Source organism: Candidatus Saccharibacteria bacterium oral taxon 488, assembly GCA_010202845.1.
Lineage (GTDB): Bacteria > Patescibacteriota > Saccharimonadia > Saccharimonadales > Saccharimonadaceae > Nanosynbacter.
Window position 1 is genome coordinate 668,790 of record CP047921.1, and the last position, 24,676, is coordinate 693,465.

32 protein-coding genes and 1 tRNA gene are annotated in these 24,676 nt (G+C 51.1%); 11 read left to right on the top strand and 22 right to left on the bottom strand.

Annotated elements, in window-relative coordinates; genetic code table 11:
- Nucleotides 1-8: 8 nt before the first annotated feature.
- Together GWK78_03520 and GWK78_03525 are read left to right on the top strand one after the other, a co-directional pair.
- Nucleotides 9-1,274, top strand: coding sequence for a DUF1727 domain-containing protein (locus GWK78_03520; protein ID QHU94067.1), 1,266 nt, complete (start codon nucleotides 9-11; stop codon nucleotides 1,272-1,274).
- Nucleotides 1,271-1,990, top strand: a complete 720-nt coding sequence (locus GWK78_03525; protein QHU94068.1) for a glutamine amidotransferase — start codon at nucleotides 1,271-1,273, stop codon at nucleotides 1,988-1,990. The genes GWK78_03520 and GWK78_03525 overlap by 4 nt, the downstream gene beginning before the upstream one ends.
- Before the next feature lie 90 nt (nucleotides 1,991-2,080).
- Here the strand turns inward: GWK78_03525 and GWK78_03530 are convergent.
- Nucleotides 2,081-2,157: transfer RNA gene (locus tag GWK78_03530), tRNA-Pro, on the bottom strand.
- A gap of 108 nt (nucleotides 2,158-2,265) precedes the next feature.
- Between GWK78_03530 and GWK78_03535 the strand changes: the two genes are divergently transcribed.
- Together GWK78_03535 and GWK78_03540 are read left to right on the top strand one after the other, a co-directional pair.
- The gene (locus GWK78_03535; protein ID QHU94069.1) at nucleotides 2,266-2,892 is read left to right on the top strand and encodes a CPBP family intramembrane metalloprotease; all 627 of its coding nucleotides are present in this window, start codon (nucleotides 2,266-2,268) and stop codon (nucleotides 2,890-2,892) included.
- 154 nt (nucleotides 2,893-3,046) lie between these two features.
- Nucleotides 3,047-3,319 (top strand): hypothetical protein, encoded by a 273-nt coding sequence (locus GWK78_03540; protein QHU94070.1) that lies wholly within the window; start codon nucleotides 3,047-3,049, stop codon nucleotides 3,317-3,319.
- On the opposite strand, the gene GWK78_03545 is transcribed toward GWK78_03540, so the two are convergent.
- Entirely contained in the window at nucleotides 3,289-3,477 is a 189-nt protein-coding gene (locus GWK78_03545) for a hypothetical protein (GenBank protein ID QHU94071.1), read from the bottom strand. The two genes, GWK78_03540 and GWK78_03545, sit on opposite strands and share 31 nt — an antisense overlap.
- Before the next feature lie 390 nt (nucleotides 3,478-3,867).
- On the opposite strand from GWK78_03545, the gene GWK78_03550 reads away from it, so the two are divergent.
- The 4 genes from GWK78_03550 (at nucleotide 3,868) to GWK78_03565 (ending at nucleotide 7,766) form a co-directional block, all read left to right on the top strand.
- Nucleotides 3,868-4,545 (top strand): NUDIX domain-containing protein, encoded by a 678-nt coding sequence (locus tag GWK78_03550; protein QHU94072.1) that lies wholly within the window; start codon nucleotides 3,868-3,870, stop codon nucleotides 4,543-4,545.
- Between the two features lie 127 nt (nucleotides 4,546-4,672).
- On the top strand, nucleotides 4,673-5,197 hold the full coding sequence (locus GWK78_03555; protein ID QHU94073.1) for an isochorismatase family protein: 525 nt from the start codon (nucleotides 4,673-4,675) through the stop codon (nucleotides 5,195-5,197).
- Nucleotides 5,194-6,432: a nicotinate phosphoribosyltransferase gene (gene pncB, locus GWK78_03560; GenBank protein QHU94074.1), complete on the top strand. Its 1,239-nt coding sequence runs from the start codon at nucleotides 5,194-5,196 to the stop codon at nucleotides 6,430-6,432. Before GWK78_03555 ends, pncB begins: the two co-directional genes overlap by 4 nt.
- Entirely contained in the window at nucleotides 6,429-7,766 is a 1,338-nt protein-coding gene (locus GWK78_03565) for an NUDIX domain-containing protein (protein QHU94075.1), read from the top strand. The genes pncB and GWK78_03565 overlap by 4 nt, the downstream gene beginning before the upstream one ends.
- On the opposite strand, the gene GWK78_03570 is transcribed toward GWK78_03565, so the two are convergent.
- From GWK78_03570 to GWK78_03625, 12 genes are all read right to left on the bottom strand, one after another.
- Nucleotides 7,767-8,405, bottom strand: a complete 639-nt coding sequence (locus GWK78_03570) for a 2,3-bisphosphoglycerate-dependent phosphoglycerate mutase (protein QHU94076.1) — start codon at nucleotides 8,403-8,405, stop codon at nucleotides 7,767-7,769.
- Between the two features lie 20 nt (nucleotides 8,406-8,425).
- Entirely contained in the window at nucleotides 8,426-8,953 is a 528-nt protein-coding gene (locus GWK78_03575) for an NUDIX domain-containing protein (protein QHU94077.1), read from the bottom strand.
- A complete protein-coding gene (gene rny / locus GWK78_03580) occupies nucleotides 8,950-10,440 on the bottom strand; it encodes a ribonuclease Y (GenBank protein ID QHU94078.1) in 1,491 nt (496 codons plus the stop codon). Before rny ends, GWK78_03575 begins: the two co-directional genes overlap by 4 nt.
- A gap of 155 nt (nucleotides 10,441-10,595) precedes the next feature.
- The gene (locus GWK78_03585) at nucleotides 10,596-10,970 is read right to left on the bottom strand and encodes a hypothetical protein (protein QHU94079.1); all 375 of its coding nucleotides are present in this window, start codon (nucleotides 10,968-10,970) and stop codon (nucleotides 10,596-10,598) included.
- Nucleotides 10,967-11,443 carry a tRNA (adenosine(37)-N6)-threonylcarbamoyltransferase complex ATPase subunit type 1 TsaE gene (gene tsaE, locus GWK78_03590; protein ID QHU94080.1) on the bottom strand — a complete coding sequence of 159 codons (477 nt, stop codon included), beginning with the start codon at nucleotides 11,441-11,443 and terminating at the stop codon, nucleotides 10,967-10,969. The genes GWK78_03585 and tsaE overlap by 4 nt, the downstream gene beginning before the upstream one ends.
- Nucleotides 11,440-12,024: a hypothetical protein gene (locus tag GWK78_03595; GenBank protein ID QHU94081.1), complete on the bottom strand. Its 585-nt coding sequence runs from the start codon at nucleotides 12,022-12,024 to the stop codon at nucleotides 11,440-11,442. The genes tsaE and GWK78_03595 overlap by 4 nt, the downstream gene beginning before the upstream one ends.
- 27 nt (nucleotides 12,025-12,051) lie before the next feature.
- Entirely contained in the window at nucleotides 12,052-12,339 is a 288-nt protein-coding gene (locus tag GWK78_03600; protein QHU94082.1) for a hypothetical protein, read from the bottom strand.
- On the bottom strand, nucleotides 12,336-12,965 hold the full coding sequence (locus GWK78_03605) for a hypothetical protein (GenBank protein QHU94083.1): 630 nt from the start codon (nucleotides 12,963-12,965) through the stop codon (nucleotides 12,336-12,338). The genes GWK78_03600 and GWK78_03605 overlap by 4 nt, the downstream gene beginning before the upstream one ends.
- Entirely contained in the window at nucleotides 12,962-13,522 is a 561-nt protein-coding gene (locus GWK78_03610) for a hypothetical protein (protein QHU94084.1), read from the bottom strand. Before GWK78_03610 ends, GWK78_03605 begins: the two co-directional genes overlap by 4 nt.
- A complete protein-coding gene (locus GWK78_03615) occupies nucleotides 13,515-14,564 on the bottom strand; it encodes a pilus assembly protein PilM (GenBank protein QHU94085.1) in 1,050 nt (349 codons plus the stop codon). Before GWK78_03615 ends, GWK78_03610 begins: the two co-directional genes overlap by 8 nt.
- Nucleotides 14,565-14,624: 60 nt before the next feature.
- Nucleotides 14,625-15,851, bottom strand: coding sequence for a type II secretion system F family protein (locus GWK78_03620; GenBank protein QHU94086.1), 1,227 nt, complete (start codon nucleotides 15,849-15,851; stop codon nucleotides 14,625-14,627).
- Nucleotides 15,852-17,633: a type II/IV secretion system protein gene (locus GWK78_03625; protein QHU94087.1), complete on the bottom strand. Its 1,782-nt coding sequence runs from the start codon at nucleotides 17,631-17,633 to the stop codon at nucleotides 15,852-15,854.
- An 84-nt stretch (nucleotides 17,634-17,717) separates the two neighbouring features.
- Here GWK78_03625 and GWK78_03630 point away from each other — a divergent pair, with 84 nt between their 5' ends.
- Entirely contained in the window at nucleotides 17,718-18,356 is a 639-nt protein-coding gene (locus GWK78_03630) for an HAD-IA family hydrolase (GenBank protein QHU94088.1), read from the top strand.
- On the opposite strand, the gene GWK78_03635 is transcribed toward GWK78_03630, so the two are convergent.
- Together GWK78_03635 and GWK78_03640 are read right to left on the bottom strand one after the other, a co-directional pair.
- Nucleotides 18,357-18,698 (bottom strand): hypothetical protein, encoded by a 342-nt coding sequence (locus tag GWK78_03635; protein ID QHU94089.1) that lies wholly within the window; start codon nucleotides 18,696-18,698, stop codon nucleotides 18,357-18,359.
- Nucleotides 18,688-19,392 (bottom strand): NUDIX domain-containing protein, encoded by a 705-nt coding sequence (locus GWK78_03640; protein ID QHU94090.1) that lies wholly within the window; start codon nucleotides 19,390-19,392, stop codon nucleotides 18,688-18,690. The genes GWK78_03635 and GWK78_03640 overlap by 11 nt, the downstream gene beginning before the upstream one ends.
- A gap of 88 nt (nucleotides 19,393-19,480) precedes the next feature.
- Between GWK78_03640 and GWK78_03645 the strand changes: the two genes are divergently transcribed.
- Entirely contained in the window at nucleotides 19,481-20,632 is a 1,152-nt protein-coding gene (locus tag GWK78_03645) for a hypothetical protein (GenBank protein QHU94091.1), read from the top strand.
- Here GWK78_03645 and trmB read toward each other — a convergent pair.
- Nucleotides 20,608-21,318 (bottom strand): tRNA (guanosine(46)-N7)-methyltransferase TrmB, encoded by a 711-nt coding sequence (trmB, locus tag GWK78_03650; protein ID QHU94092.1) that lies wholly within the window; start codon nucleotides 21,316-21,318, stop codon nucleotides 20,608-20,610. The genes GWK78_03645 and trmB overlap by 25 nt on opposite strands.
- A gap of 21 nt (nucleotides 21,319-21,339) precedes the next feature.
- Here trmB and GWK78_03655 point away from each other — a divergent pair, with 21 nt between their 5' ends.
- Entirely contained in the window at nucleotides 21,340-22,242 is a 903-nt protein-coding gene (locus GWK78_03655; GenBank protein ID QHU94093.1) for a mechanosensitive ion channel, read from the top strand.
- 7 nt (nucleotides 22,243-22,249) lie between these two features.
- Here GWK78_03655 and GWK78_03660 read toward each other — a convergent pair whose 3' ends face one another.
- The 5 genes from GWK78_03660 to GWK78_03680 all read right to left on the bottom strand — a co-directional run bounded on the left by GWK78_03660 (nucleotide 22,250) and on the right by GWK78_03680 (nucleotide 24,649).
- Nucleotides 22,250-22,666, bottom strand: coding sequence for a hypothetical protein (locus GWK78_03660; GenBank protein QHU94094.1), 417 nt, complete (start codon nucleotides 22,664-22,666; stop codon nucleotides 22,250-22,252).
- Nucleotides 22,659-23,201 (bottom strand): hypothetical protein, encoded by a 543-nt coding sequence (locus tag GWK78_03665; GenBank protein QHU94095.1) that lies wholly within the window; start codon nucleotides 23,199-23,201, stop codon nucleotides 22,659-22,661. Before GWK78_03665 ends, GWK78_03660 begins: the two co-directional genes overlap by 8 nt.
- 43 nt (nucleotides 23,202-23,244) lie before the next feature.
- Entirely contained in the window at nucleotides 23,245-23,520 is a 276-nt protein-coding gene (locus tag GWK78_03670) for a hypothetical protein (GenBank protein ID QHU94096.1), read from the bottom strand.
- A gap of 48 nt (nucleotides 23,521-23,568) precedes the next feature.
- Nucleotides 23,569-23,790 carry a hypothetical protein gene (locus GWK78_03675; GenBank protein QHU94097.1) on the bottom strand — a complete coding sequence of 74 codons (222 nt, stop codon included), beginning with the start codon at nucleotides 23,788-23,790 and terminating at the stop codon, nucleotides 23,569-23,571.
- A 94-nt stretch (nucleotides 23,791-23,884) separates the two neighbouring features.
- Complete coding sequence (locus tag GWK78_03680) at nucleotides 23,885-24,649, bottom strand: A/G-specific adenine glycosylase (GenBank protein ID QHU94098.1); 765 nt, start codon at nucleotides 24,647-24,649, stop codon at nucleotides 23,885-23,887.
- Between the last annotated feature and the right edge of the window lie 27 nt (nucleotides 24,650-24,676).

Here is a 24,676-nt window from a genome sequence, read left to right on the forward strand (position 1 = left end):
TACGAAATATGTCACGACAGATTCTCAGTACACTCATCGGCAAAACCATCAAACAAGCTGCTCGACTGCGCGGCGGCGGCTCGGCGCTCCCGGGGCTGGTCATCGAAAAGATTGATCCGGGCTTTATCGCTCGCACTCTGGCGCAAGTACCGCGCGGCGTGGTGGTTATCAGCGGCACGAATGGCAAGACCACTACTACTAAGATTGTCGTTGAACTGCTCGAGGCGGCCGGCCTTAAGGTTTTTACCAATCGCACGGGCAGTAATTTCTCGCGCGGTGTGGCGGCAGCGCTGCTCGGCGAGGTAGATATGCACGGGCGGCTGGATGCCGACATCGCGGTGCTGGAGCTTGACGAGGCCTGGGCAGTCAAGTTTGTTCAATTGGTACCGCCGCGCTACAGCCTGTTGCTCAACGTCATGCGCGATCAGCTGGATCGGTTTGGCGAGATCGACACGGCGGCTGGTTTCTTGGCAAAAATCGCCCAGGCAACCACTGATACCGTGGTGCTCAATCGCGACGACCCACGCATCTATCGCCTGCACCAAAAAACGGCGGCAGACGTAGCGTTTTTTGGCACGACCGACCAGCTGCTGAAACTGATGCCGACTGACGATGCGCTCAAGACTGGTCGCGCTCAGGCCAACCAGACGGCCCCAGCCGACGTGCTGCTCGCGGACATCGACGGGCAAACAGCGACCTTTCACATTGACAATGCCAAGCACGCGGTGCGAATGCGGCTAAATGGCGTGTATAATCTGCTGAACGCGGCGGCGGCACTGAGTTTGGTACGACAAATTATGGGAGAGAAAGCCGAGCTAACGACACTACTGGGCGCCCTATCAGACGTAGCGCCGGCATTTGGCCGAGGCGAGACCATCGTGATTGACGGCACGCCGATTGAGCTAATTCTCGTGAAAAACCCGAGCGGCTTTCGGCTCAGCCTGCTGTCATTTGCCGACGGAACAGCGGATACGATGATTGCTATCAATGATAATTACGCTGACGGACGCGACGTTAGTTGGCTGTGGGACGTGGACGTTTCACGCCTCGAGCAGGTGGCGGTGGTCAGCGGCGTGCGCGCTCATGATATGGCGCTGCGGCTGGAGTATGACGACATTACGCCAGAAATCATTGAGCCAGATTTGGCGGCGGCGCTGGAGAAATTGCTAGCCCATCATCCACGCCAGCCAAAACATATTTACTGTACCTACACAGCGATGATGCGACTGCGCAAATTATTATCAATCAAAACCGATGTGGAGGCCATCCGATGACGATCACGATTATTCAATTGTATCCGCGCGATATGAATCTCTATGGCGACTGGGGCAATACGCTGGCGCTGAAAAAGCGGCTGGAATGGCGCGGCTTTACGGTACGTATTATTGATCATAATCCGGGCGATACGACTGATTTTGCAGCGGGAGATATTTTCATCGGCGGTGGTGGTCAGGATGCTGGGCAAGAAATTATCCAGGACGATTTGCTGGCGCGAGCGGATGAGCTACGGCGCTTAGCAGAGAGCGACGTGCCAATGCTGATGATCTGTGGTATGTATCAATTGTTTGGCCGAGCGTTCACCACACACGAGGGACACGTGATTCGCGGTGCGGGGATTTTACCGCTGGAGACATACGCCAAGGCAGAACGCCTGATCGGCAATATCACGCTCGAGAGCGAGGAGTTTGGACAGATCGTTGGTTATGAAAATCATAGCGGCCAGACGCTGCTTGATGAAGGAGGGTTGCCGCTGGGGCGCGTGGTGCGGGGCGCTGGTAATGACGAGACTGGCCAAATCGAGGGCGCGAGGCTGCACAATATCGTGGCGACGTACCTGCACGGGCCGATCTTGCCAAAGAATCCACGACTCGCTGATTTTTTGATCACCGCGGCACTCACGCGAAAAGGCTATACAGATAAACTCAGCGCACTGCCCATCGACCGCACCGCAGAACATGCCCAGCAGGTGGCGATGGAGCGAGGGCGATAAGCCAACCAGATTAGGTTCACATGCAACCTTCTGCGACAAAAATGCCCCCGGAGCGGAGCTCCGAGGGCGTGTGTTCGAACAAGATGAGTGTGGTCGGGGTGAAAGGACTCGAACCTTCGACCTCACGGTCCCAAACCGCGCGCGCTAGCCAACTGCGCCACACCCCGAGAAGCTAATCTCGATACTCACTCCGCTCCATTCTACCACACTTTACACATTAAATACAGCAATAATTAGTGATTTCAGTTAATATATAACTGTACTCTCTCATAATCATGCCTAATACTAATCACACCGCCCACACAACTCACCGCCGACAAATAATATATCTCTATACCATTGTCTGCGTGTACCTCACGCTGCCCATCCTGATTTGTATCGGCATTATTCCTTGGAATATGAAATTCGTGGCACTCATCGTCGGTGTAGTAGCGATGTACATAGTGATGCGAATACTCGGCAATACGCATAGTGACATCGGTATTACGCGGCAACGTACCATCTATTCACTCAAAACCGTGCTACCGATAACTATAGTTCTCCTTATCGCAGCCGGGCTGTTTCTACTCCTCGAAAAGCCTCGATTCTCACCAACCGAAGGAATAGGATTTTATGTATTTTATATTCTCATCTCGTGCCCGGCGCAAGAACTGTTATTTCGCGGTATCCTCAGCCGTATGCTGCAAGAACTACGGCTGCACCGGGTGTTGGAGCTTGGCGTAGCAGCCGCCCTTTTCGGTTATGTACATATCATCTACGGCGATATGCTCACTGTTGTTGTCATGAGCATCGTCGGCATTGTCTGGTACCGAGCGTACCAGCGCTCATCAAACCTCATCGGCGTAACAATGAGTCACGTGATACTTGGCGTGATGACGATTGCTCTAGGGATTATTGATTGACATTGGCCACCCCTTTTGTTTAATGGTCAATAAGATGGGGATGGATTGGCCAGAGCCACCTCCCGGGAAGGAATTGTGGGATCCCCCAGGAAGGATTGAAGTCTATGTACATTCAGGACTTTCTGAGGCCTATGGGGTTGATGAGACTGTCGGTATGGATAAAGTAGTCTCGGAGGATAATATTCGTAGAGCCAGGGCATGCCGGGAGATTGGTGATCAGATTGAACAGGGGCTCATTGACAAGAAAGAGAGTTACCGAAGGATCGGTGAATTGCTTTTAAGTCGCGACCACTTTTTCACCTCAGAAGAAGAACTCGCCGAGCGAGGAATCAGTCTGGCAGCCCTGATCAAGATCGCAGAGCGCAGAGATGATCCGGTAGATGATGGGTATGGTGGCTATTCTACTGGGAATTCCGCACATGAATAATGCACCAAACCAATCTCATCAACCTCGACCGAAGCAATCCCCGTGTCTGCTAATGAGCGGAGTTCCTCTCTTGTCTTTGCTACGGGGTTGGTAGTAAGGAAGGCTATCCTCCCTACATCACCTGATTCACCAGCCATGAGGGCTTGAAGCGCGTTCACATATCGTCCCCTCATCGGATGCCTTAGAGGTAGTTGACGAACTTGAACGGCTAGCAATGCCGCTGCTGCCAGTAATCTTTGGCCCCTCTCGTGCTGCAGGTAAGGTGACTCTACGGTTTGGCCAGGGATCTGGTCATCAATGTCAAGATTATCAGGGCGCCCCTCACGGCGTGCCTTTCTCTTAAGGCTGCCTCCTTCGACGATGGGCACCCTGAAACACTTACTATTCTCGACAGCTGCGTGACGACGCTCGGACCCATTGGATTCTCTTCGGGGGGTTGTAGTGGTTCTTCCTTTCATTTCCCAGCTATTATTACACAATTCACATCAGTCTTCAAGGCCACAATGTCTGCCTTGGCAAACTAGCTACTTCAGGGTACTATATATTGTATGAAATACACGAAACCATACGTTCCACCGACGCTAACCGTTGACGCCGTGATATTCCAAATTAGTAACGGTGCGCTAGAAGTCCTGCTTCTAAAGCGCCCCAACGAGCCGTTCAAGGGTGAATGGGCGCTACCCGGCGGATACAACGCCAAGGGCGAGACGACGACAGCCGCACTGAGACGTATCGTTGCCCAAAAAACGGGCGTGGATGTTAAGAATGACTTGAGCTACATTGAGCAGCTCTACACCTTTGACACGGTCGACCGTGACCCACGAGGACATGCTGTATCGGTGACATACCTCGGGTGTGGGCGTACTATCCCGCTCGATGAGGCGACGTCGCACGCGACATTTTTTGATGTACATAATCTACCGCCACTGGCTTATGATCACGCCAGCATTATTGAATACGCCAGAGAGCGGCTAATCGCCAAGTTAACATATACGAATGCTGTGTCGGCATTTCTGGAGCGGCGTTTTACCCTGACCCAACTACAGAACGCCTACGAAATTATCTTTGATCGTGAATTTGACAAGCGTAATTTTCGCAAAAAATTCCTCAGCCTCAACCTCATTCATGAAACCAACGAGCTGTGGCGTGACGGCGCACATCGTCCAGCAAAACTATACGAGTTTAATTCCCAAAATCTCGAGACGTTATCACGAAGTTTCGACTAGTGAATAGCAGCCAGGTAGAGTAGGGTAATAATTTCATAGTATTTTACTAATTAGTGTTGACTACACAATAACTAGTTGTTAGACTATATAGTAAGTGTAATTTATACATTAAGTAAGGAGGTAATCCATGGAAACAGTAAAACCAACTCGAAATATACTTGTTGCCGTTGATGTGCAGCATGATTTTATCGATGGTAGCCTGGCAGTTGCCGAGGGCGAGCAGGTCGTTGCCCCGCTCAATACCATCGCCGAGACCGTGCGGCACCATGCTGGGCAGGTCGTTTTTACCCGTGACTGGCACCCCGCAAAAACACCACATTTTGTTAATTGCGGTGGCCAGTGGCCAGTCCACTGTGTCGCTGGCACAACTGGCGCTGCCTTTCATGATAAGCTTGACGTGCAGCCTGATGACATTATTATCAACAAAGGCATAAGTCAAACTGACGGGTATTCTGGTTGGGAGGGTCAAAGTGACACAGGCGAGACGCTGGAGACCATCATCACACCACGAACACCTCGCGAGAAGGTTCAGGTATTTCTCGGCGGGCTGGCAACTGATGAAGAAGAGGCCTTAGCCGCCATGAAAGAGGCCCACGTTCTGGCGGTTTCAACCAGTGAGGCTAAAATGATGATCGAAAGGAGTGTTCAATGAACCGTGAACCTAAATTATCACAAGGACTAGATTATTATAAGGCGACCATGGGGCAGCTGGAGTACGACAAGCATCCTGATGCCGAGGTCACCTTTACCTTGAAAAATCGCGCCCCTACCCTGCTATCAGAATTTGTGAGCGCGGAAGAGTTACGCGCCCAGCTCAGTAACGTAGCAAACGGTTGGCAACCTGATGAGATCGCCTATCTCGCCAGCCTACAAAATCAAGACGGCACAGCACAGTTCACGCCCGACTACCTTGACTTTTTAGGCGACAATCCCCTACCACCTGTTAACATTGGTTATGATAAGCGCGGCGATTTAGCGGTTAGTACTACGGGCAAATGGCCGCTGGTCACGTTCTGGGAAACAGTGGTCATGAGCGAGCTGAACGAATTATATTTCCAGAATAAACTTGCCCATGAAGGTAGTTCGCTCAAAGAACTATACGCCGAAGGAGATCGGCGATTAAGCGAGAAAATTGACATATTACGAAATCGCCCAGACATCAAGTTCTCTGACTTCGGCACGCGACGACGGTTTAGCTACGACTGGCAAAAGCATGTCATTGAGCGCGTCGCACGTGAACTTCCTGATAATTTCGTTGGCACTTCAAATATTTATTTGGCACATGAGCTTGGCTTGCAGCCAATTGGTACATTCGCACATGAATTACCGATGGTTTACGCAGCACTAGCCGACAAGGCCGGCGACAATCCGTTAGATGGCCACTATCAGGTACTCCAAGACTGGCGGCAGCTGTATGGCGAAGGTTTATCAACCGCCCTAACCGACACATTTACGACAGAGTTCTTTTTCGCTGACTTCACACCGGAGCAAATGACTTCATGGCAGGCTCTGCGTCATGACTCTGGCGACCCGATGCAGTTTGGTGATACGGTGATTGCATTTTATGAACAACATGGTATTGATCCGTACGAAAAGACGATCGTCTTTAGCGATGGGCTGGATGTCGAGACAATTATTAAACTGGCTGATTATTTCAAGGATCGTATCAAGGTGACATTTGGCTGGGGCACAACACTGACAAACGACCTCGGAGTTGAGGCGAATAATTTCGTCATGAAAGCCACTGCGGTTGATGGCGTGCCGACAGTTAAACTGAGCGACGTTGAAGGTAAGCACACAGGCCCAGATGATAAAATTGAAGAATATAAAACACATGTAAAAGAAAAAATTGGTCGTCAAGCGTTAAGGCAACTGGTCGCCGCATGAATGAAATGATGTCAATCACGGAGCAGAAACTGTGGTATGATGGACCAAATTATACCGCTGATAGTATCGTTATTCATCCGGAATCACGACAAGTTCTCTTGGTCAAACGGAAAACCGGCGAATGGGCGCTACCTGGCGGTTTTATCGATCCAGGAGAAGAACCACTCACGGCAGCCCATCGTGAAGTAATGGAAGAGACTGGTGCAACTATTGGCGGTGATCCGACCCTTGTGTTCTGTGGACTGGTTAACGACTCGCGTAATACCCAGACTGCCTGGATAGAAACCAGTGCTTATCTATTTACGGTCCCCGACCTAACGGCAATAACTGGGCGTGATGATGCGGTTGACGCCGGCTGGCACTCGCTTGATCACCTACCTGAGCTATATGCCTCACATGACGAGATTGTAGCAAGAGCGCTTGATCATCTGGCGTGCCGACCACTGGCTGAATCGGTGCAGAATCCTGAATGTCTCTACCATGTTGATGGCGGTCATATGCAATACGAAAAAGCAATTGCCACAAAGGATCATCACGCCGCTTTTATCAAACAACTGTCAGCCAAATATGACAGCGTCCAAAAACGGCAGCGATTACAGCAATATTTAGATAAAGAGGCGTTTACTATGGCGCACTTGCGACAGAGTGGTTATGATGGCGTTCCCGCACAGTCTGTCTTGTGTGGTGATGCAATCATCATGGAAGCGCTGCGGCCCGACGATGGCTGGAGATGGCGAGCTGAAGCCGAGACTCTTGATGATTACGTCTGGGCGGCTGCAGAAAAATTTGCCAAACTAGAGACTATTCCACTGCCAGCTGACTCATTCGCCATTGAACCATCATGTATCAGTTTTATCAAAGAGGGCTGGCAGACAATTGACGAACAGGTGGTTGCTCAACTATATCAGATTCTGCCAGATTTTCTGAATCAAATGACACCACACAGCCAAGCCGTCACCCAGGATTTGCTGACAGATCTACCTTCTCTGCAGCGCGCTGGGATTCAGCCGAATCGATTTCATCTACAAGCCTTTTGTCATCACGACATTAGGCAGTCAAATATTGCCTGGCATCCAGAGCATGGCAGCAGGTTAGTCGATTGGAGTTGGTCTGGACCGGGCGAGCCGGGCAGCGATATTACGAGCCTGTTGATTGATTTACATAAAAGCGGCCACGATATTTCACCGTATCGTGATATGATTAATCTAAATCACTGTCTAAAGCTCATCGGCTTTTGGTTAAATCACGCTACCTGGCCATATCACGGTGAGAACACGGTTAGATTTCAACAATTCTTATCAGCACTGAGCGCCTATGAAATTCTACGCGCCTAATTACGCGTTCACCGCCTCAATCTCCACCGACAGCACGTCTTTATTCGTCGGTAGATCAGACGTCGGCTCAAAGGTGTAAACCAGTAACTGACCAAACGGCATTTCCACATGGGCCATATCTGCTTCTGGTACGTGGTCGAGGTGCTTCATTAACGCACGGATAGAATTACCATGCGCCACCAATAGAATGTTCTCACCCGCCTGTAATTTCGGTAGTATCTCCCGCTCAAAATATGGCACGACCCGCGCATAAACATCTTTGAGCGTTTCACCGCCCGGCACCGGATAGTCCCAGCCGCGCCGAATACCGTTGAATGCTTCCTCGCCGATCTCAGCCTTGACTTCCCACTTATTTTTACCGGTCAAATCACCATAATCACGTTCGTTCAGCTCGGCCGCCTGTGTCGTCGGTAAACTGCCCTTACCGCGCCCCTCAAGCAGTGCGTCCAGCGTTTGGTGCGTCCGCTGCAGCGCCGACGTATACGCCTCATCAAACCTGATGTCTTTGAGTAGCGCACCCAGCCGCACTGTGTCGGCCCGCCCCTTTTCCGTGAGCCCCACGTCCGTCCAGCCCGTCCACTTACCGAGCAGATTCCATTCACTCTCGCCGTGTCGACTGATAACCAATGTTCCCATCATTCCTCCTCCGTTTATTTTTCCTACGAACCAAATCCCACGAATTGCGTAACCGCCTCTTGACGTTCGTCATCGCCGTCAACGATTCGCGTCTCGACATAACCGCCTGGCTGATGATGAGCCCAATGTGGTATCGACCACGCGAATCCTTCATTGCTTGCCAGCACTGCGTCGCGACTCATGAACTGATAGGCATCAATTTCCGACTGCTGCAAGACAATTCGTTCCAATCGCTCATCATCCAGCACTGCCCTGAACACATATTGATGCGCCAGTCCTTTGTCGCTGGAGCGTGACGCCACCGCGAAAAACGAAACTTCCTCCTCAGTAACCACCAGCCCGACCTCTTCCTGGGTTTCGCGAAGTGCTGCCTGTAGCGGCGTTTCGCCAGCGTCAACCATACCACCAGGCAGACTCCAATGCGTCTTGTAATATGCCTTGACCGTGAGCAGCTCGCCCGCTGAATTTTCGATCAGCAACGCGGCGCTGGCGATCCGAGTGTCCTGCGCTTTCTGCCATTCCTCATACGGCAACCAACCACTTTTTATCATTTTGCGTACTCGATCGCCCGTGTTTCGCGGATAACGTTAACCTTGATGGTGCCTGGGTACTGCATGGTCGATTCAATCTTGGTGGCGATATCGCGCGATAACTTAAATGCGCTCAGGTCATCGATATCTTCTGGCCGAACAATCACCCGCACCTCACGCCCGGCCGAGATCGCATAGGCCTTGTCAATCCCGTCAAAGCTGGTTGCCACATTTTCTAGATCGCGCATCCGCTCGGCAAAGTTCTCAGCCGAAATATTACGTGCTCCTGGCCGAGCAGCGCTGGCAGCGTCGCACACTCGCACGATCAGTGCCTCTGGTGTCGTCGCCTCGATATCATCGTGATGCGCTTCGATGGCGTGAACGATCCGCTCATCCATGCCGTATTTGCGCGCTAGCTCGGCACCGATGTGGTGATGCTTGCCCTCGATCTTGTGAGTCACCGCCTTGCCAACGTCATGCAGCAGTGTCGCGATTTTCGTGATGCGCACATCAGCACCAATTTCCTCAGCGATCATTCCAGCCATCTGAGCCATCTCGGTCGAATGCTTCAATACGTTCTGCCCGTAACTCGTTCGGAATTTCAGCTCACCTAGCAGTCGCTGCATTTCCTTCGGAATGCCGACAACGCCCGTCTCGCGCATGGCATCCTCACCAGCCTGCTTGACTTCTTTATCAATCTGCTTTTTTGCCTTGGCGACGACTTCTTCGATGCGCGCTGGATGGATACGACCATCTTTCATCAACATCTCGAGACTCAAGCGAGCCACCTGCCGGCGAATCGGATCGAAACTCGACAGCACAATCATACCCGGCGTGTCATCCACCAAAATATCGACACCAGTCTCGCGCTGCAACGCCTGAATGTTGCGGCCTTCTTTGCCGATGATTCGACCTTTCATCTCATCATCAGTCAGCTTGACAGCCGTGACTGTTCGCTCAGCCGTTACCTCGCTGCTCATCCGCTCCATCGCGGTGAGCAAGATCATCTGCGCCCGCTCTTCGGCATCATCCATAGCCTCGTGTTGTAATTTCGACACCAATCCAACCAGGTCGTTCTTGATATCGCGCTCGGTCATTTGCATGAGCTTGTCGGCAGCATCCTTTTTCTTTAGGCCGGCAATCTTCTCGAGCTTCTCCTGCTGGCGCGTGCGAATAGTGCGAATCTCTTCCTTGAGATTGTCAACCTCATCTTCGTGCGTGCGCAGCTTCTCCGCCCGCTTATCTAGTTCGTCCAATTTCCGATCCAGCGTCTGCTCGCGATCCGCCAACCGATTCTCGGTCTTTTGCCACTCGCGGCGGCGCTCATTTTCGATTTTTAAGGCTTCGTCCTTAGCCTTCAGGACAATGTCGCTGGCCTTACTCTTTGCCTCGGCAATGTCACGCTCAATTTGTGACTTGCCGTTAGCTTGCCTCGTCCGCTGATAGGCGTAAAAACCGCCCACGCCAAGTGCCGCGCCAACCAAGCCGCCAATAACTATTCCTACCATATGATTTCCTTTCTTTTCCGACCAATCGCCCCGGGTATACACCCCGAGAAATGTATCAACGACTGACCATATTCAACTGATGCAATAAAACGGCCCAAGCCACTAATCTAAAGCCGCCTTACTTTTATTGTACGATATTGCGGAGGAAAATACCACTATTTGCGCGGAGCCGTGATGTGAGCTTCGCCACCATATTCGGGGAGAATAATCGTGTCGTTTTCGCCGCACTTCAGCCGCTCCAGGCAGTCATCTCGCCAGTGATCGCCACTACTGCCAACGATCGGAACACCGAGTCCCTCCGCCAGCGTGTTTGCCACCGCACAACCAATCCTCAGTCCCGTAAAGCTGCCCGGCCCCCGCATGATACCGATACCACTGATGTGGTGAATGCCGCCGACCTGCTCGTCCAAAAATCGTAGCAGCCCTCGGGCTAAACCACGACCCGCTTCCCACACTACCTCTCGCCGGCTATCGCCCTGAACAATCGTTAAACGGCACGTCATCGTCGATGTATCGAGCAGAATAATCACACCAACTCCTCGTCCGCCGCGCTGATTGCCACGAGGAGTGCCTGGCTCGTCGGCCCGCCAGCACTCAGCGTGACACGCCGCGATTGCTCGTCAATTGCTAGAATCCTCGCTGTCAGTCGATCGGCTGGCAGCACCTGCTCGACGGCACCAGCCCACTCAACCACTGTCACGGTCTGCGGTTGCATGGCTACCTCATGAATCTCCTCCGCCATGATACCCGCCTCGCCCAATCGATAAAAATCGTAATGGGCCAGCGTCAAGCCGCCCGGCGACTGGTACACACGGGAAATAGTAAACGTTGGGCTCTGCACCGGTTCAGTAATGTCGAGCCCCTTGGCAACACCTTTCGTTAGCGTCGTCTTGCCAGCGCCGATGTCCCCGATTAACTCGATAACTTCCCCACCCTTCAGGTTGCGCCCAATCACTTGACCCAGCCGCTGCATCGCTGCGGTACTGGTAATAATTTGGTTCATTTGCTGTCGCTGCCGTCAGCTTCGGCCGCAGGGTGCGCCTTTCGGAATGGATTTTCGAACGTTGCTTGTGGCTGCACGACCGGCTCCTTGTGGCGGATCTCTGGCGTCTTGACAACGATATGTTCGTCGGTCACACGAACAATTTGCGAACGATGAATCAGCAGTTCAGTATCGCCAAAACTCTTGAGCAGCGGTCGCCGCACCCGGAGCTGCTGAATGACAAAATTACCGGCCTCCAACGTATAGCCGATGACCTTACCGACCTTATGCTTTTTTTCATCAATGACCTGCTTACCAACTAGTGCGAACTGAAACTCATACACTTCCTTGATCTTCAGGACGTCACCTGGCATAATCAGCTCGTCCGCCGAATCAATGATCAGACCCAGCGGTCCAATTTCCCGCACATCGGCGATCCGTAGTAAACTCGGCGATTGATCAAGCGTCGGCCCCTCCAGCTCATACGCCACGATCGATAAACTACGCGGGTCGATCACCGCCCGCGATGTCCGTGCCAGTTCCGAGCCAGTCTGCAGGCTCATCACCGGTGCGTTATCAAATCGTTCAGCAGAAATTAGCATACTTCTCACATTATAGCGATATCCACGCTATTCGGCAAACAGGTTCGTCCGCCCTGCCGGCAGACTAAAATTGGCGTTGGCGGTATCGCGCGTACGGAAACTGTTGATCTGGTCAATTGTCTTCTGGTCAAATCGCGTCGTCTGTTGCTGAATGGTATCTTCTTTTGGATTTGACGAGGCGAGCAGACTGTAGAGCAGGAAAATTGCCACCGATACGCCAACCACCACTGTCAACGTATAGAGAATAACGTGGTAGCGATGGAAAAACCGCGATACTAGCGTACCGATTTGTGAAATATCAGGTGAGTTTTTCATCGAACATATACCTCCACTTCCAAGGTTTGTGTATTCACTTGACCTGTCCCCTCGGTCTTGGACATACTGACACTAGCGATCTGCATCCGCGTCAAGTTCTGCTCGATCAAATGCATAAACCGAAGCAGCGCCATATAATCTGTTTTTTCGTTGAGGCGGACCGACACTTTCATGCTTTTTGGCCCGGCAGCGCTGTTTGAACCGGAGCTATTATTCGTACCCGAGGTTCCTGATGAACCCGAGTTTGACTTGGCTCCAGCCGAGCCTGATGTGAAGGTGAACCCAGCGATACCAACACCAGATTTATTGGCGTAGGCCGTGAGGTCATTGATAATTTGGTTCTGGTACTGATACTGCTGCGTTTCTGCCACTAGCTGCTGCGCCTTGGCAACACTATCCTTATATTTCTCCATCTCTTTTTCCAGCCGCGCTAGATTCTGCACTTTAGCATCAACCGCTTTTGCCTCAGTCTGAATTTTAGAAACTTCCTCGGCAGTACCTTGCAGCATGGTGTAGCCAAAATAGACGACCCCTCCCATGCCGACCAAGATCAGTACCAGCGACAGCGCAAAGACGATCCGCATGGTCACCGCCGGTGTCATTTTTTCTCGTTTTCTCTCACTCATTGCTTCGCAACCTCCGGCACCATCGTCACATTAATTGTAATATTGATCGGATAGCCGTCCTTGTTTTCTTTCTCGGCCACCGCCGAGGCGAGATTAACATCCTTAAAGAGGCTTGACTGCTGAAAACTGTCCTTGAGCCGCAGCGCATCGCCATACGTTTTACCGCGCGCGTTGATAGTCATCGGCGTGCCGAGCTTCTTGCTATCTAGCGTCAACGTTTGCAAAATTGTCCCCGACGGCATCGCCTGAGCGATCTTGAGTGCTACCTTTGAATACCGCACATCTTTATCGAGAATCGCCTTGGCAATCTTGAGGTTTGCGCTGAACGATTCATAATCCTGCTGAACTTTTTGATATTGCAGCGCTCGACGATTACCTGTTTCAATCGCCTGTCGAGCAGTTGTCCGAGTATGCGCCATAATAAAGTAGATACCCGCTGTCGCCACGATGAGTAAGAAGCCAAGAATCAACGACACCACGCAGTAACGCCACAGTATCACATTTGACCGGCCAGCGATAATCTCGCGTTTAACTTTCGGCGGTAATAGATTAATCATGCCAAATCTCCTCCGCTCGCACTAGCGACAAACCAGCTGCCGTCATGAACCGCGGTCGTAGCTGTTTGGCCGGTGGTGCTAAATTATTAAAGTTCAGCGACTGCCACGGACTGGCCACTCGTGCTGGCAAGGTCAGCTCGCCCGTAAAGTACTCACCAAGCCCCGGCACGCTACTGCCGCTACCAACGATCAATACCTGCTCAAGGCGTGACTCATCCGGGAAGCGATCGGTGTAGTAGCGAATAACTTTCTGGATTTCACCGATGATCCGCTGCAGGCTCGGCTTTAGTGCCTCGGTAATTTTTTCTTGACGAGGGCCAGTGTTGAGGCCATTAAGCACCTTGAATTGGTGCGCCGTCTCAAGTGGTACGTTCAATTTTTTAGCGATGTCAAGCGTCAATGTATTGCCACCAATGTTTAGACCACCGGTCACACGAATTGCCGCATCAAGAATAGCGATATCGGTCGTCGCCGGGCCGATGTCAACGATGACTGTCGGCAGCGACCCCTCTTTGGTGCGCTCAAGCAGTCGCGCCACCGCATTGATACTCGGCTCAATCATTGCCACCTCAATACCGCACGATTCAACAATTGCCAGCTGCTCGTCAACGATCTTTTGCGGCACCGCGCACATCAAGACTGATAAGTTCTCTTTGCCGCGCTTGATAATCTGATGATCGACGTAGAGCGAATCAAGCGGCATCGGCACATACTGCTCGACCTCGAGATTCACCGCCTCTTCAATCTTATTCTCCTGCTTGATCGGCAGCGCAAAGGTGCGTGCATATGTCTTGGTCGTCGGTAGTCCCAGCACCACGCGGTTACTGCCGAGCCGCCCGACAATATTTTTTTCAAACATTTGATTGATCTTGCCGCAGAGATACTCTGCCCGGTCATCGCTCTCGTCCTTCGCCGGATCCAGCTCAATTGCGCCGTATCCGTGCACCGTCATCCGTGCCATGTCGACTGACATTACCCGAACGCCAGCCTTGTTAATATCAAGCCCGATGATCGGCTTTGACTTGTAGAAAATATTTGCCACTATCGTTTGCCCACATCTCTTCTTTTTGTTAAGTATAGCATAAGCATTTTGAAAAACCAACTATCCTTTAATTTGATTTGCTAATCCAGTAATCGGCATCATCACCGCCGCCGCGATCAAGCCGACCATACCACCCATAAAGACGATCATCACCGGCTCAATCGTCGAACTCAAGCCGCTAATCGCCGCATCGACTTCTTCCTCATAAAAATCCGCCACCTTGACCAGCACCTTATCCGTTTGCCCCGTTTCCTCACCGACCGCCAGCATCTGGCCAACGATTGGTGGATAGAGATCTTCGCGCTCATTGATAATCCGCGACAAAACCTCGCCATTCTTAATGCGCTTGGCAGCATCAAGCAATGAATCTTGATATACCGTATTACCAACTGCCCGGGCTGTTACTTCCAGCGCCTCGAGTACCGACACGCCCGCACCGATCAGCGCTGAGAAGGTACGGGTAAACCGCGCCACCGCCACCTTGCGAATAATCTTGCTGATGATCGGCGCTTTCAGGACGAAATGATGGAACTTGACTTTACCTTTTGGGGACTTGATGTAGCGAAGCAGCGCATACACACCGCCAAATAGCAACGGGAAAATAATATACCAAAAACTCACCATAAACTGGCTGATACTCATCAGTATCTGCGTCAGCGCCGGCAGCTCTGCGTCCTCACCCGCCAGATCCTTAATCGTCTTGCCAATCATCGGCAGCACAAAAATCATCAAGCCAAAGAACGCCCCGATAGTGATGACGATCAGCACCATCGGATAGGTCATGGCGCTCTTGATCTTCTTTTTCATTGATGAGTTCTTTTCCTGCTGCAGAGCCAGCCGCTTCAAAATATCGTCCAAAATACCACCCGTTTCACCAGCCCGCACCATGTTCACATACACATCGCTGAAGGCCTCGGGGTACTTACTCAGTGCATCAGCGAACGAGGCACCGCCTTCAATCTCCTTGGACACCGCGTTCAAAATCTCGCGAAAATGTGGACTCTCGGCGTGCTGCGCCATTGAGTTGAGTGACCTGAGAATTGGCACACCGGCAGACACCATGGTGCTAAGCTGCCTGGTAAAGCCAACCAGCTCCTCGGTCGGCACTGACTTCTTGCCACCCCCAAAGCGAAAACCTTTCTTCTCGTCACCAGCCTCCTTGAGGTCGACCAACCTCATACCCTGAGTTTGAATGAGCTGAATGGCACTGGCGCGGCTACTGGCTTCTAGCTCGCCGTTGATCGGCTGATTATTATTTTTAGTTGCGATATATTTAAATTTTGTCATTTATTGCTCCCTTGTTGCTCTCAAAACTTCCTCTAGCGTTGTCACGCCACGCAGCGACTTGACAAAACCGTCCGTCTGCATTGTCACCATTCCTTCAGTAATCGCCTGCTGCTGAATCTCATTACTAGTGGCATTGGCGGTGATCATTTTTTGGATTGGAATCGAAATACCGAGAACCTCGTAGATACCGACGCGCCCCTTGAAGCCATTATGGCCGCACTCGTCACAGCCCTCGGGATTTGGTCGCCATAAATATTGAATCGTCACGTCAGTCGAGCCGAGCGGTGTATTGCCGCCAATCTTGTCAGCTGCCGCCTGCTGCTCCAGCGCATGCAGTCGCTGCATCGAGCCCTGCTTGAGATTAAACATCTGAACGATGTAGGCCAGCTCTCCGGCGTCCGGCACATATTGCTGACGACAATGCATACACAATCGCCGCACCAAGCGCTGGCCGATCACCGCCTTGACCGTCGAAGCGATCAGGAACGGCTCAATTCCCATATCCAATAGACGCGGCAGACAGGTCGCTGCGTTGTTGGTGTGGAGGGTTGAAAACACCAAGTGCCCAGTCAGCGCTGCCTGCACACCGAGGTTGGCGGTCTCGCCGTCGCGAATCTCACCAACCATGATGATGTTCGGGTCTTGACGGAGCAGTGCGCGCAGTCCTGAGGCGAAGGTCATGCCGGCTTTTGAGTTAGTCTGGGTTTGGTTGACCCCGGGGATTTTGTATTCAACCGGGTCTTCAATGGTTGAGATATTCACATCTGGCGTATTAAGTTCTGATAGCACACTAAACAAGCTAGTCGACTTTCCCGAACCAGTTGGCCCGGTCACCAAGATCATACCATTTGGTTGCGCCATAGCGTCTTTAAGTGTACTCAGCGATAACCCCCAATAGCCGAGGCTATCGAGGGCAACCGCCTGGTTGGACTCGTCCAAAATACGCATGACGATCTTCTCGCCATCAGCGATCGGCAGCGTCGACACACGCAGCGCGTATTGCTTACCAGAAACCTTGATCTTGAAGCGACCATCTTGCGGCACGCGGCGTTCATCAATTTTTAGGTTTGACAAGATCTTGATGCGGCTAACCAGCGCACCTTGGACATTGCGCGGCAATTTATTCACTTCCTTGAGCACGCCGTCGATTCGGTAACGAACTTGGACGAAATCCTCGCGCGGCTCAATGTGAATGTCGGAAGCACCCGACTTGATAGCATACTCGAGCAGCAAATTAACCGTCTGGGCGATCGGCGAATTCTCAGAAATCTCCTCCTCAGAGACGTTTTGTGAATCTGACTCAGCGCCGCTCTGGATTGACACCACCTCATCCAGCTCATCGGTAATATTACCGCGATAATTTTCCAGGCAATCAAGGATATTATTTTTTGTCGCCAGGAACACCTTAATGTTGTAGCCAATCTCTTTCTGGATGAAATTCAGCGCCTGCACATCATCCGGATCTTCCATCGCCAGACTCAAGACGCCATTATCATCGACGGCAAACAATACGACATTGTACTGACGGGCGATGTGCTCGGGGATACGCTTAAGAACATCGTCAGGAATATCCTTTGGCTCAATGGTTACAAACGGCACATTGATGTATGCGCCAATCTTTTGCCCGAGCTGTACCTCGCTCAGGATTTTGTGCTCCAAGATAATCGTCTGTAACGAATGGTGCGTACGTTCCGCCTCCATCTTTAACTCGGCCAGCTGTGACTCAGAAATTACCTCACCCTGGCGCAAAATCTTCTCAATACTACTGTCAGAAATGCGCATAATTACCCTTATGCTTGAGTATAGCGCATATCGTATGGGAGTTCAATAAAAAGAGAAAAAGTAGTACATGTTACAATATCAGACATGAACGATTCAGTAATTTCAGCAATCCTTTTTGATGTTGGTGGTGTACTTGTCAGTGACTACGACATCCAAAGTGACCTGAGAAACGCCCTGTATAACCCCGAGCATTTCGACCAACAATGGCCAAAAGCTTTGCACGACTACGAAAGCGGTTTCATAGACGAGAGCGTATTTCTGCGAAAGCTAGGTTGTGATCATCCATCCCCAGAGCAATACGATCGGCTAACTCGTGGCTTCCGTGATCATCAAGTATACTTCCAAAATGTCATCACATTTGCACGTTCATTGACGACGCATGGACTACAGATCGGTATCCTCAGCAATGCTATGCCGAGCCACTCTGCTATCTTGCAGCAAGCAGGTATCTATGACGGTTTTAGACCATGTCTTTTATCGTGGCAGATTGGTTACCACAAACCTGAACGGGGTGCATTTACATCTGCCCTCTCAGCATTAAACCTATCTGATAATCCAGAGCACGTACTGTTTATTGACAATCATCAAAATAACCTCGACGCAGCAGCGGCTTGTGGCATGCATACCCTCCTCGCAGTGCGCCAAGCAACACAAGCGCAAACTGAGCAAACGATCATTATGGGAATAACCGATAAACTACTGTCCCTTGGCGTCGTGCTATGATCAGCGATTATCACCCCGCCCGTGCAGCTGCTGGCGGGCTTGGCGGCTGGCGAGCTTTTGGTTGTTCATCCGGGCAACTTCCTCGAGGCTAGAACCGAGCAGGTGCGCCACTGCATTAACATACCACAACACGTCGCCTAATTCTTTGAGAATTTCTGTACGGTCATCGTCTGTCAGTATTCCCTGCTTGTCGCGAACCAGCTTTTTGAACTTTTCAGCCACTTCGCCCGATTCGCCGACCAGCCCAAGCACTTGCGCCATTAGTCGCGCATCAATCTCCCCATACTCATGCGTACCAATCAGTGTCGCGATGGCTTTCTTGGCGTACTCATCAATTGTCATAGTTTCTCCTTTCAATTACCTCATTTAATTCTGCCACAAATTCCTCAAAAAAGAACGGGTCGTGAAAGAACGTCCGTGCTACGATTTGCTCAACCGCTGGCGCCAAGTCATAATCCGCCAATCGATGCGGACGGGCCCACACCAATTCTCTGCCCGCCACGACTTCATCAGTCTCACCATAAAACACGTGCGCCAACGTTGATGATAATATTTCCTTCCCCACAAGGACACGAATATAGCAATCACCCGCGTGTGTCAGCGGCAGCTTATCCACCGCTAATTTCTCACGTGCCTCCCGCTGAGCGGCGGCCAAGACCGACTCATCATCAATATGTAGCTTGCCGTACGGCAGTGTCCAGGTATCGATATGCGGCTGTTTGGTGCGCCGCTGGAGCAGCACATCACCATTGGCATTTTGGACAACAATCATAGTAATAATTTTTGGTTGGGTACGAACTTTGAGCGATTTAATACTAACTCTATCGACGTACGACAACCCCTCCCGCCCGAGGCAGTATCCATCATCCGTCTTGATGACGAATCCTCGCTTCTTCAATATATTTAAGTGGTAGGTATAGAGATTGGTATCGACTTTTGGCGGCCGCATATCCCGAAACCGTGCATATTTCATATGCATCAACACACCAAGAATATGCTTCTGAATATGATGTTCGGGGATAAATTGGTCAATCATAGTTGAGTCAAATTATACTTGCTATTCATACAAGTAATTCTACACTACAATCACTAGTGTCATCAACACAACTAAAGGAGCGACGCTTATGTCAATCGAATCACTCATCCACACACCCGAATTTGAAGGGAGATTGCCCGTAGAGACTGAGCGTAAATTCATGGCTATCTTTCCGGAAAAACTCACCGATCTGCGCAAAGAAGCCGAGCCGATTGAACAGTTATATCTATCACACCCGGACGAGCCATTTAGTCTACGCCTCCGCTCAACCTTTAGGCGTGATACCGGCGAGCTACATTACGAAGCAACCCTCAAAGACAATGGCTTCCGGAGTGGCGATGGTCTGCGTCGGCTAGAGGTGACGACTGAGATTAGCCCCGAGTTATATGAATACTACCGTAACGACGAGACACCAATTATCCGCAAACTACGCGCCGAACCGCTACCCGGTGTCGTTATTGATTTTTTCGAAAACGACGGCCTAGTACAAGCTGAATTAGAAGATAATGGATCATGGCAACAATTTACTGACCAGTTTGGTAATATATTCATGGAAGTGACCGGTGAAATAATGGCTACCAGTGAGTGGCAGGCGCACTACGACTTCCGACGACAACACGAGGGGCGGGAGGCGCTGTCAATTCAGCCGGAGCTTGACATTGATACTATTGTTTCTGATATTCTCACCCCTACCGCAAACTCTCCGCGCATCATCCATATCGCTGGCCGTAGTGGCTCTGGTAAATCAACCATCGTCAAACAACTCCGCAAGCGGCTGGATGAGCTCAACATTAATTCAATTACTATGTCAACTGATGACTATCATCGTGGGGCAACCTATCTTTATTATTATAATGATCGTCAGGAATGGCAGCACTGGGATGACCCGTTTGTATATGACACCGAAACGATGGCCATCGACCTACAAAATCTCGTTAATGATAAGGAGATATACCATCGCCACATGAATTGGCAAACTGCGGAGCCCTATATAGCGGGTACACTTAGCCCAGCAGAAGTAATCATCGTTGAGGGAATCTACGCCAAATCACCTGATATTATCACTGACAATAGCCTCGTCTACGAAATACCAACCCCAATCGCCACCTGTATTGGTCGGCGTATCCTGCGCGACCTTAACGAACGCCCGCAATTTTGCAACCCCTCGGAAAATCTACTCTATTTATTGAGTGAGGCCGAGCCAGCATATCGTGCTCAACAGCAACCAACCAATGCTTGAGGGGATGAGGGCTCACTTTGGCTTTCATTAATCCGATGGTCGACTGCTCGCACAAACCCAATCGCCTTCCCCTCGCCAACCCACCGCTGCTCGTAGGTTGTCATGATCCGGGCATCGCTCTCCTCATCAAGTCGCTCCGATTCGTGCAGATCAAACGTTAGCTCCCGAAGCTGCCAGCCAGCCACCACCAGCTGCTCCAAGCTCCAACAGAAAAAGTCGTGATCATCGTGCTTGAGTAGTAGCTCGCCGCCCTCATCAAGCAACTTTGCGTACTGCGTTAAAAAATGTGGGTGCGTCAAACGCCGACCACTGGAGCGCTGGCGTGGAAACGGATCGGGGAAAGTAACCCACAACTGACTGAGTGATCCAGCCTCACATAACTCACCCAGCTGATCCGCTCGTGCCCGCACAAACCAGATGTTCGTGAGGCCGCGTCGCTCGGCCTCACGTGCCCCTTTTTGCAATCGATCGGCCTTGACATCAACCGCCAGAAGCCGCTGCTCGGGACGGCGCGCCGCCAGCTCGACACTAAACAGTCCCGTTCCCGCACCGACCTCCAGTACATCAATCGGCCGCGGCGTCCACTCATCATACTCAAAACAAAGCGGCGAATTGTTAAATAGCGCAAATTTATACTTCTTGCGCCGCCGAGTGATAACGAATTGATTTGGATCGACAAAACTCATACTTTTCATTATACTAAACTCATGACGGATACGCTTATCAAACAACTGTTAAATTCGTCGCGCTTTGATGAATGGATGACTGAGCATGGACTAGGCTGGCTGGTAAGCGAGCGGATGGTTGAAACAGTCAGTATCGTCATTGGCGCGGTTATCGTTTATTATTTTGGCCGCATGTTTATCACCTGGGCGATCCGTTACGCGATCCATTCCACTGCCAAGCACCGCTCGTGGCACCGCAAAGATATCGAAAAGCGCGAAAATACGCTGACGCAGCTGATCCGTAGTTTTTGGCGCATCACTATCATTGCCTACATCGCCGCCATGGTCGCCAGTAAGTTATTCTACTTCGACTTGTCACCACTGTTTGCCAGCGCCGGCATCATTGGCGTAGCGCTCGGATTTGGTGCACAATCACTTGTCAAAGATTTTCTGGCCGGCATCTTTATCATCGCTGAAAATCAATATCGCGTCGGCGATATCGTTGATGTCATGGGTGCGAGCGGCACTGTCGAGCGCGTCGGCACCAGGTCAACCGTGCTCCGCGATGCTGATGGTAATGTGCACTACTTACCAAATGGCACCATCCAGCATGTCATCAACAAAACGATGGGGTATAGCATGTCGCGCTTTACCTTGCAGCTTGATCCAAGTACCGACATCAGCCGCGCCGCTGATATCATCAACGAGACCGGCCAGCAATTGAGCAAGGAAAAATCTTGGGACAAGAAAATTATTGAACCGCCAAAATTTGTCTCCGTCGGCGATATCACCGGCCGCTCGGTCGAATTGATCGTTGCCGGTAAGGTCCAGCCATCAGATCAATGGGCGGTTACCTCAGAGATGCGCCGCCGACTCCTCAAAGAATTTGAAAAACAAGAGATCGAGCTAGCTGTCATCCCAACGGCGATAACGCATAAAAAGTAATCATAACTCACTCTGGCGAACTGTCTTGACCCTGTGTCGTCGTACCGCCCGCGCCATTGCCACTACCACTGACGCCCAGCTGATCATCGCTCAACACATCGCTAGCAAACGCCCGCGCACCATCGGCTTTCTTTTCTTCTTGCTTATATTTTTGCAGAAAATCATCCAGCACTTTGCCCGTCACCTCACCCTGCGCCTCAAACATGTCTCGATTATGATTATTGGAATTATCAATCTGCGCTCGATACGGTACATAGTCCGGCCGACTCAAATCCACTCGGAAAGCATCTGACGAGTAATATAAGTGCATCGAGATACCAACGAGCACGATCGACACCACGATCACGCTAATTACCATCGTCGGTAACTTATGCTGCATAATTAACCTGACCATCCGGCGACCGAGTCGCTTGAACTTATCCACGACTGCCTCCGCTCGATAGCTTTACCTTGAGCTGTTCCACCGCCACGCGATAATCCGCCGCCAGTTTACTCATCGTCGTCACCGACTCACTGACCTGTCGACGTGCGTCGCGCGTCTTGATCAGCTGTGCGTAAAATTCGCCCGGTTTGTCGGTACAATCTGTCTTGACCAACGCCGTCAAATTGGACTCATACTCATTGTACTGCTGAGCAAACGCCTTGCGCGCTTCCTCGTAGTCGCGAGCGATCATCACCATCCGCGAGCTATCAATCTGCGCTAGCGCCAAGCGGCTATTTAGTTTGGCGATGAGATTAGTCGAGATCGTGTTATATGCTTGGCCGGCGTTAACCCGCAGCAAGGCGTCGTTATGCTGAATCCGCTGCAATGTTGAACGAATGGACTGGCACTGACTGCGGATCAGATGGAGCGGCGGTGAACTCGGCGCAGTCTGCGCCACAGCAATACCCGACCGTATCATTACGCCGGCCAGACTAATGCCGCACACAAAAAACGCGAGATTACGAAGATATTTCATCTTTTTTATTATCTCGCGTTTTTGCGTTTAGGTCAAACTGCTACTACGACTTCTTGAAATGCTTCTCGGTATCGGCCTTGACCGTACGAGCGGTTCCAGTAACGACATCGCCAACTTTTTGAGCGCCAGCCTTGACTGCTTCAGCGCTGTCTTTGGCGGCAGCTTGGGCTTTTTTGGCGGTCTTGACGGTAGCCGTTTTCAGCTCGCCAGCTTTTTTCTTGATATCAGCACGAGTTTCCTTGCCACTTTTTGGTGCGGTCAAAATACCAGCCGCGAAACCAGCCGCTGCGGCGCCGAGAACTGTTAATACTTTTTTCATATATATCTCCTTGTTTGTTTCTATTAAATTGATATATGGAACAGATGATTATTTTTTGCGAAAGAGTTGCACGACTTCAGTAAATAATTTTACTGGAGACAGCCACTCAGTTGCTTGAGCGATGTTGGACACCGCCGCTTCGGCTTGGTTGACGAGGCGCTTAAGCTTCGTCAGCAGTGAAATTATTACACCGAACAAGACGATAATCGTCACCGAGTGGATAATGATCACTACGGTCATCAGTATAATAACTGTTTGCATGTCTTCCATACCTTTCCTTTGTTACTGTTTATGTTTGTCGTATTGACTGTGGCTATGATAGCATAGGCAGTTTGAAATGTCAATAGCTTAGCGCTCTATTCTATCACTTTGCAGCAATGAGGCCGTCCCGTCGCAGACCATCTAGTGCCGCCGCAAATCGCGGATCATCCTGTAGCTCGGCGGTGATTTCGGCCAGCGACCGACCGTCAACGTATCGACGCAAGATCTCGCCACGCATCTGACGGAGACTGCCAGTGAATTGTGATTGCTTGGTGTAATGACGACTGGCGGACAATTTACCCTTTCCCTGAGATTTGAGCTCACTACCATAGTCCATCAGTGCCCAAAACCACTGACGCGGATTTGCCTGGTCCATCGTCCGCTCGACAATAGGCAGTATGTCACGATCCGCTACCGCCGTCTGGTCCGCAAAGAAATGATTGAGATAGACGGTGCGAATATTGGTCTCAATGAACGGCGTTGGTACTTGGTAAGTATAGTTCATGATAGCACCAGCAGTATTGACGCCAATGCCCGGCAGCTGGACAAGGTCATGAAGGGTGGCCGCCAGAGCACCACCAGTGATAGCTCGCGCTGTTTGGTGAATGTACCGAGCACGGCGGTTATAGCCCAACCCCTGCCACGCGCGGAGCACCTCGGTCAGCTCGGCCGCTGCCAGCGACTCAATGTCTGGAAACTCTGTGGTAAATTCTGTAAACTTCGCCAAGACGCGAGCAACTTGCGTTTGCTGCAACATCAGCTCACTCACCAGCACATAGTACAGGGTTGGCCGGTCACGCCATGGCATTGGCCGGTACAGTTCGCGGCCCTTTTGGTGGATCAGTCCCTGGAATTCATCAGTCGTCATTGCTTTAGTATACGCGAATAAAACTCA

What these genes read in the sequence shown, in the direction of transcription:
- GWK78_03520 (QHU94067.1), top strand. Translation starts at nt 9, where the DNA reads ATGTCACGACAGATTCTCAGTACACTCATCGGCAAAACCATCAAACAA.
- GWK78_03525 (QHU94068.1), top strand. Translation starts at nt 1,271, where the DNA reads ATGACGATCACGATTATTCAATTGTATCCGCGCGATATGAATCTCTAT.
- GWK78_03535 (QHU94069.1), top strand. Translation starts at nt 2,266, where the DNA reads ATGCCTAATACTAATCACACCGCCCACACAACTCACCGCCGACAAATA.
- GWK78_03540 (QHU94070.1), top strand. Translation starts at nt 3,047, where the DNA reads ATGGATAAAGTAGTCTCGGAGGATAATATTCGTAGAGCCAGGGCATGC.
- GWK78_03550 (QHU94072.1), top strand. Translation starts at nt 3,868, where the DNA reads ATGAAATACACGAAACCATACGTTCCACCGACGCTAACCGTTGACGCC.
- GWK78_03555 (QHU94073.1), top strand. Translation starts at nt 4,673, where the DNA reads ATGGAAACAGTAAAACCAACTCGAAATATACTTGTTGCCGTTGATGTG.
- pncB (QHU94074.1), top strand. Translation starts at nt 5,194, where the DNA reads ATGAACCGTGAACCTAAATTATCACAAGGACTAGATTATTATAAGGCG.
- GWK78_03565 (QHU94075.1), top strand. Translation starts at nt 6,429, where the DNA reads ATGAATGAAATGATGTCAATCACGGAGCAGAAACTGTGGTATGATGGA.
- GWK78_03570 (QHU94076.1), bottom strand. Translation starts at nt 8,405, where the DNA reads ATGATGGGAACATTGGTTATCAGTCGACACGGCGAGAGTGAATGGAAT.
- GWK78_03575 (QHU94077.1), bottom strand. Translation starts at nt 8,953, where the DNA reads ATGATAAAAAGTGGTTGGTTGCCGTATGAGGAATGGCAGAAAGCGCAG.
- rny (QHU94078.1), bottom strand. Translation starts at nt 10,440, where the DNA reads ATGGTAGGAATAGTTATTGGCGGCTTGGTTGGCGCGGCACTTGGCGTG.
- tsaE (QHU94080.1), bottom strand. Translation starts at nt 11,443, where the DNA reads ATGAACCAAATTATTACCAGTACCGCAGCGATGCAGCGGCTGGGTCAA.
- GWK78_03595 (QHU94081.1), bottom strand. Translation starts at nt 12,024, where the DNA reads ATGCTAATTTCTGCTGAACGATTTGATAACGCACCGGTGATGAGCCTG.
- GWK78_03600 (QHU94082.1), bottom strand. Translation starts at nt 12,339, where the DNA reads ATGAAAAACTCACCTGATATTTCACAAATCGGTACGCTAGTATCGCGG.
- GWK78_03605 (QHU94083.1), bottom strand. Translation starts at nt 12,965, where the DNA reads ATGAGTGAGAGAAAACGAGAAAAAATGACACCGGCGGTGACCATGCGG.
- GWK78_03610 (QHU94084.1), bottom strand. Translation starts at nt 13,522, where the DNA reads ATGATTAATCTATTACCGCCGAAAGTTAAACGCGAGATTATCGCTGGC.
- GWK78_03620 (QHU94086.1), bottom strand. Translation starts at nt 15,851, where the DNA reads ATGACAAAATTTAAATATATCGCAACTAAAAATAATAATCAGCCGATC.
- GWK78_03625 (QHU94087.1), bottom strand. Translation starts at nt 17,633, where the DNA reads ATGCGCATTTCTGACAGTAGTATTGAGAAGATTTTGCGCCAGGGTGAG.
- GWK78_03630 (QHU94088.1), top strand. Translation starts at nt 17,718, where the DNA reads ATGAACGATTCAGTAATTTCAGCAATCCTTTTTGATGTTGGTGGTGTA.
- GWK78_03635 (QHU94089.1), bottom strand. Translation starts at nt 18,698, where the DNA reads ATGACAATTGATGAGTACGCCAAGAAAGCCATCGCGACACTGATTGGT.
- GWK78_03640 (QHU94090.1), bottom strand. Translation starts at nt 19,392, where the DNA reads ATGATTGACCAATTTATCCCCGAACATCATATTCAGAAGCATATTCTT.
- GWK78_03645 (QHU94091.1), top strand. Translation starts at nt 19,481, where the DNA reads ATGTCAATCGAATCACTCATCCACACACCCGAATTTGAAGGGAGATTG.
- trmB (QHU94092.1), bottom strand. Translation starts at nt 21,318, where the DNA reads ATGAGTTTTGTCGATCCAAATCAATTCGTTATCACTCGGCGGCGCAAG.
- GWK78_03655 (QHU94093.1), top strand. Translation starts at nt 21,340, where the DNA reads ATGACGGATACGCTTATCAAACAACTGTTAAATTCGTCGCGCTTTGAT.
- GWK78_03665 (QHU94095.1), bottom strand. Translation starts at nt 23,201, where the DNA reads ATGAAATATCTTCGTAATCTCGCGTTTTTTGTGTGCGGCATTAGTCTG.
- GWK78_03670 (QHU94096.1), bottom strand. Translation starts at nt 23,520, where the DNA reads ATGAAAAAAGTATTAACAGTTCTCGGCGCCGCAGCGGCTGGTTTCGCG.
- GWK78_03675 (QHU94097.1), bottom strand. Translation starts at nt 23,790, where the DNA reads ATGGAAGACATGCAAACAGTTATTATACTGATGACCGTAGTGATCATT.
- GWK78_03680 (QHU94098.1), bottom strand. Translation starts at nt 24,649, where the DNA reads ATGACGACTGATGAATTCCAGGGACTGATCCACCAAAAGGGCCGCGAA.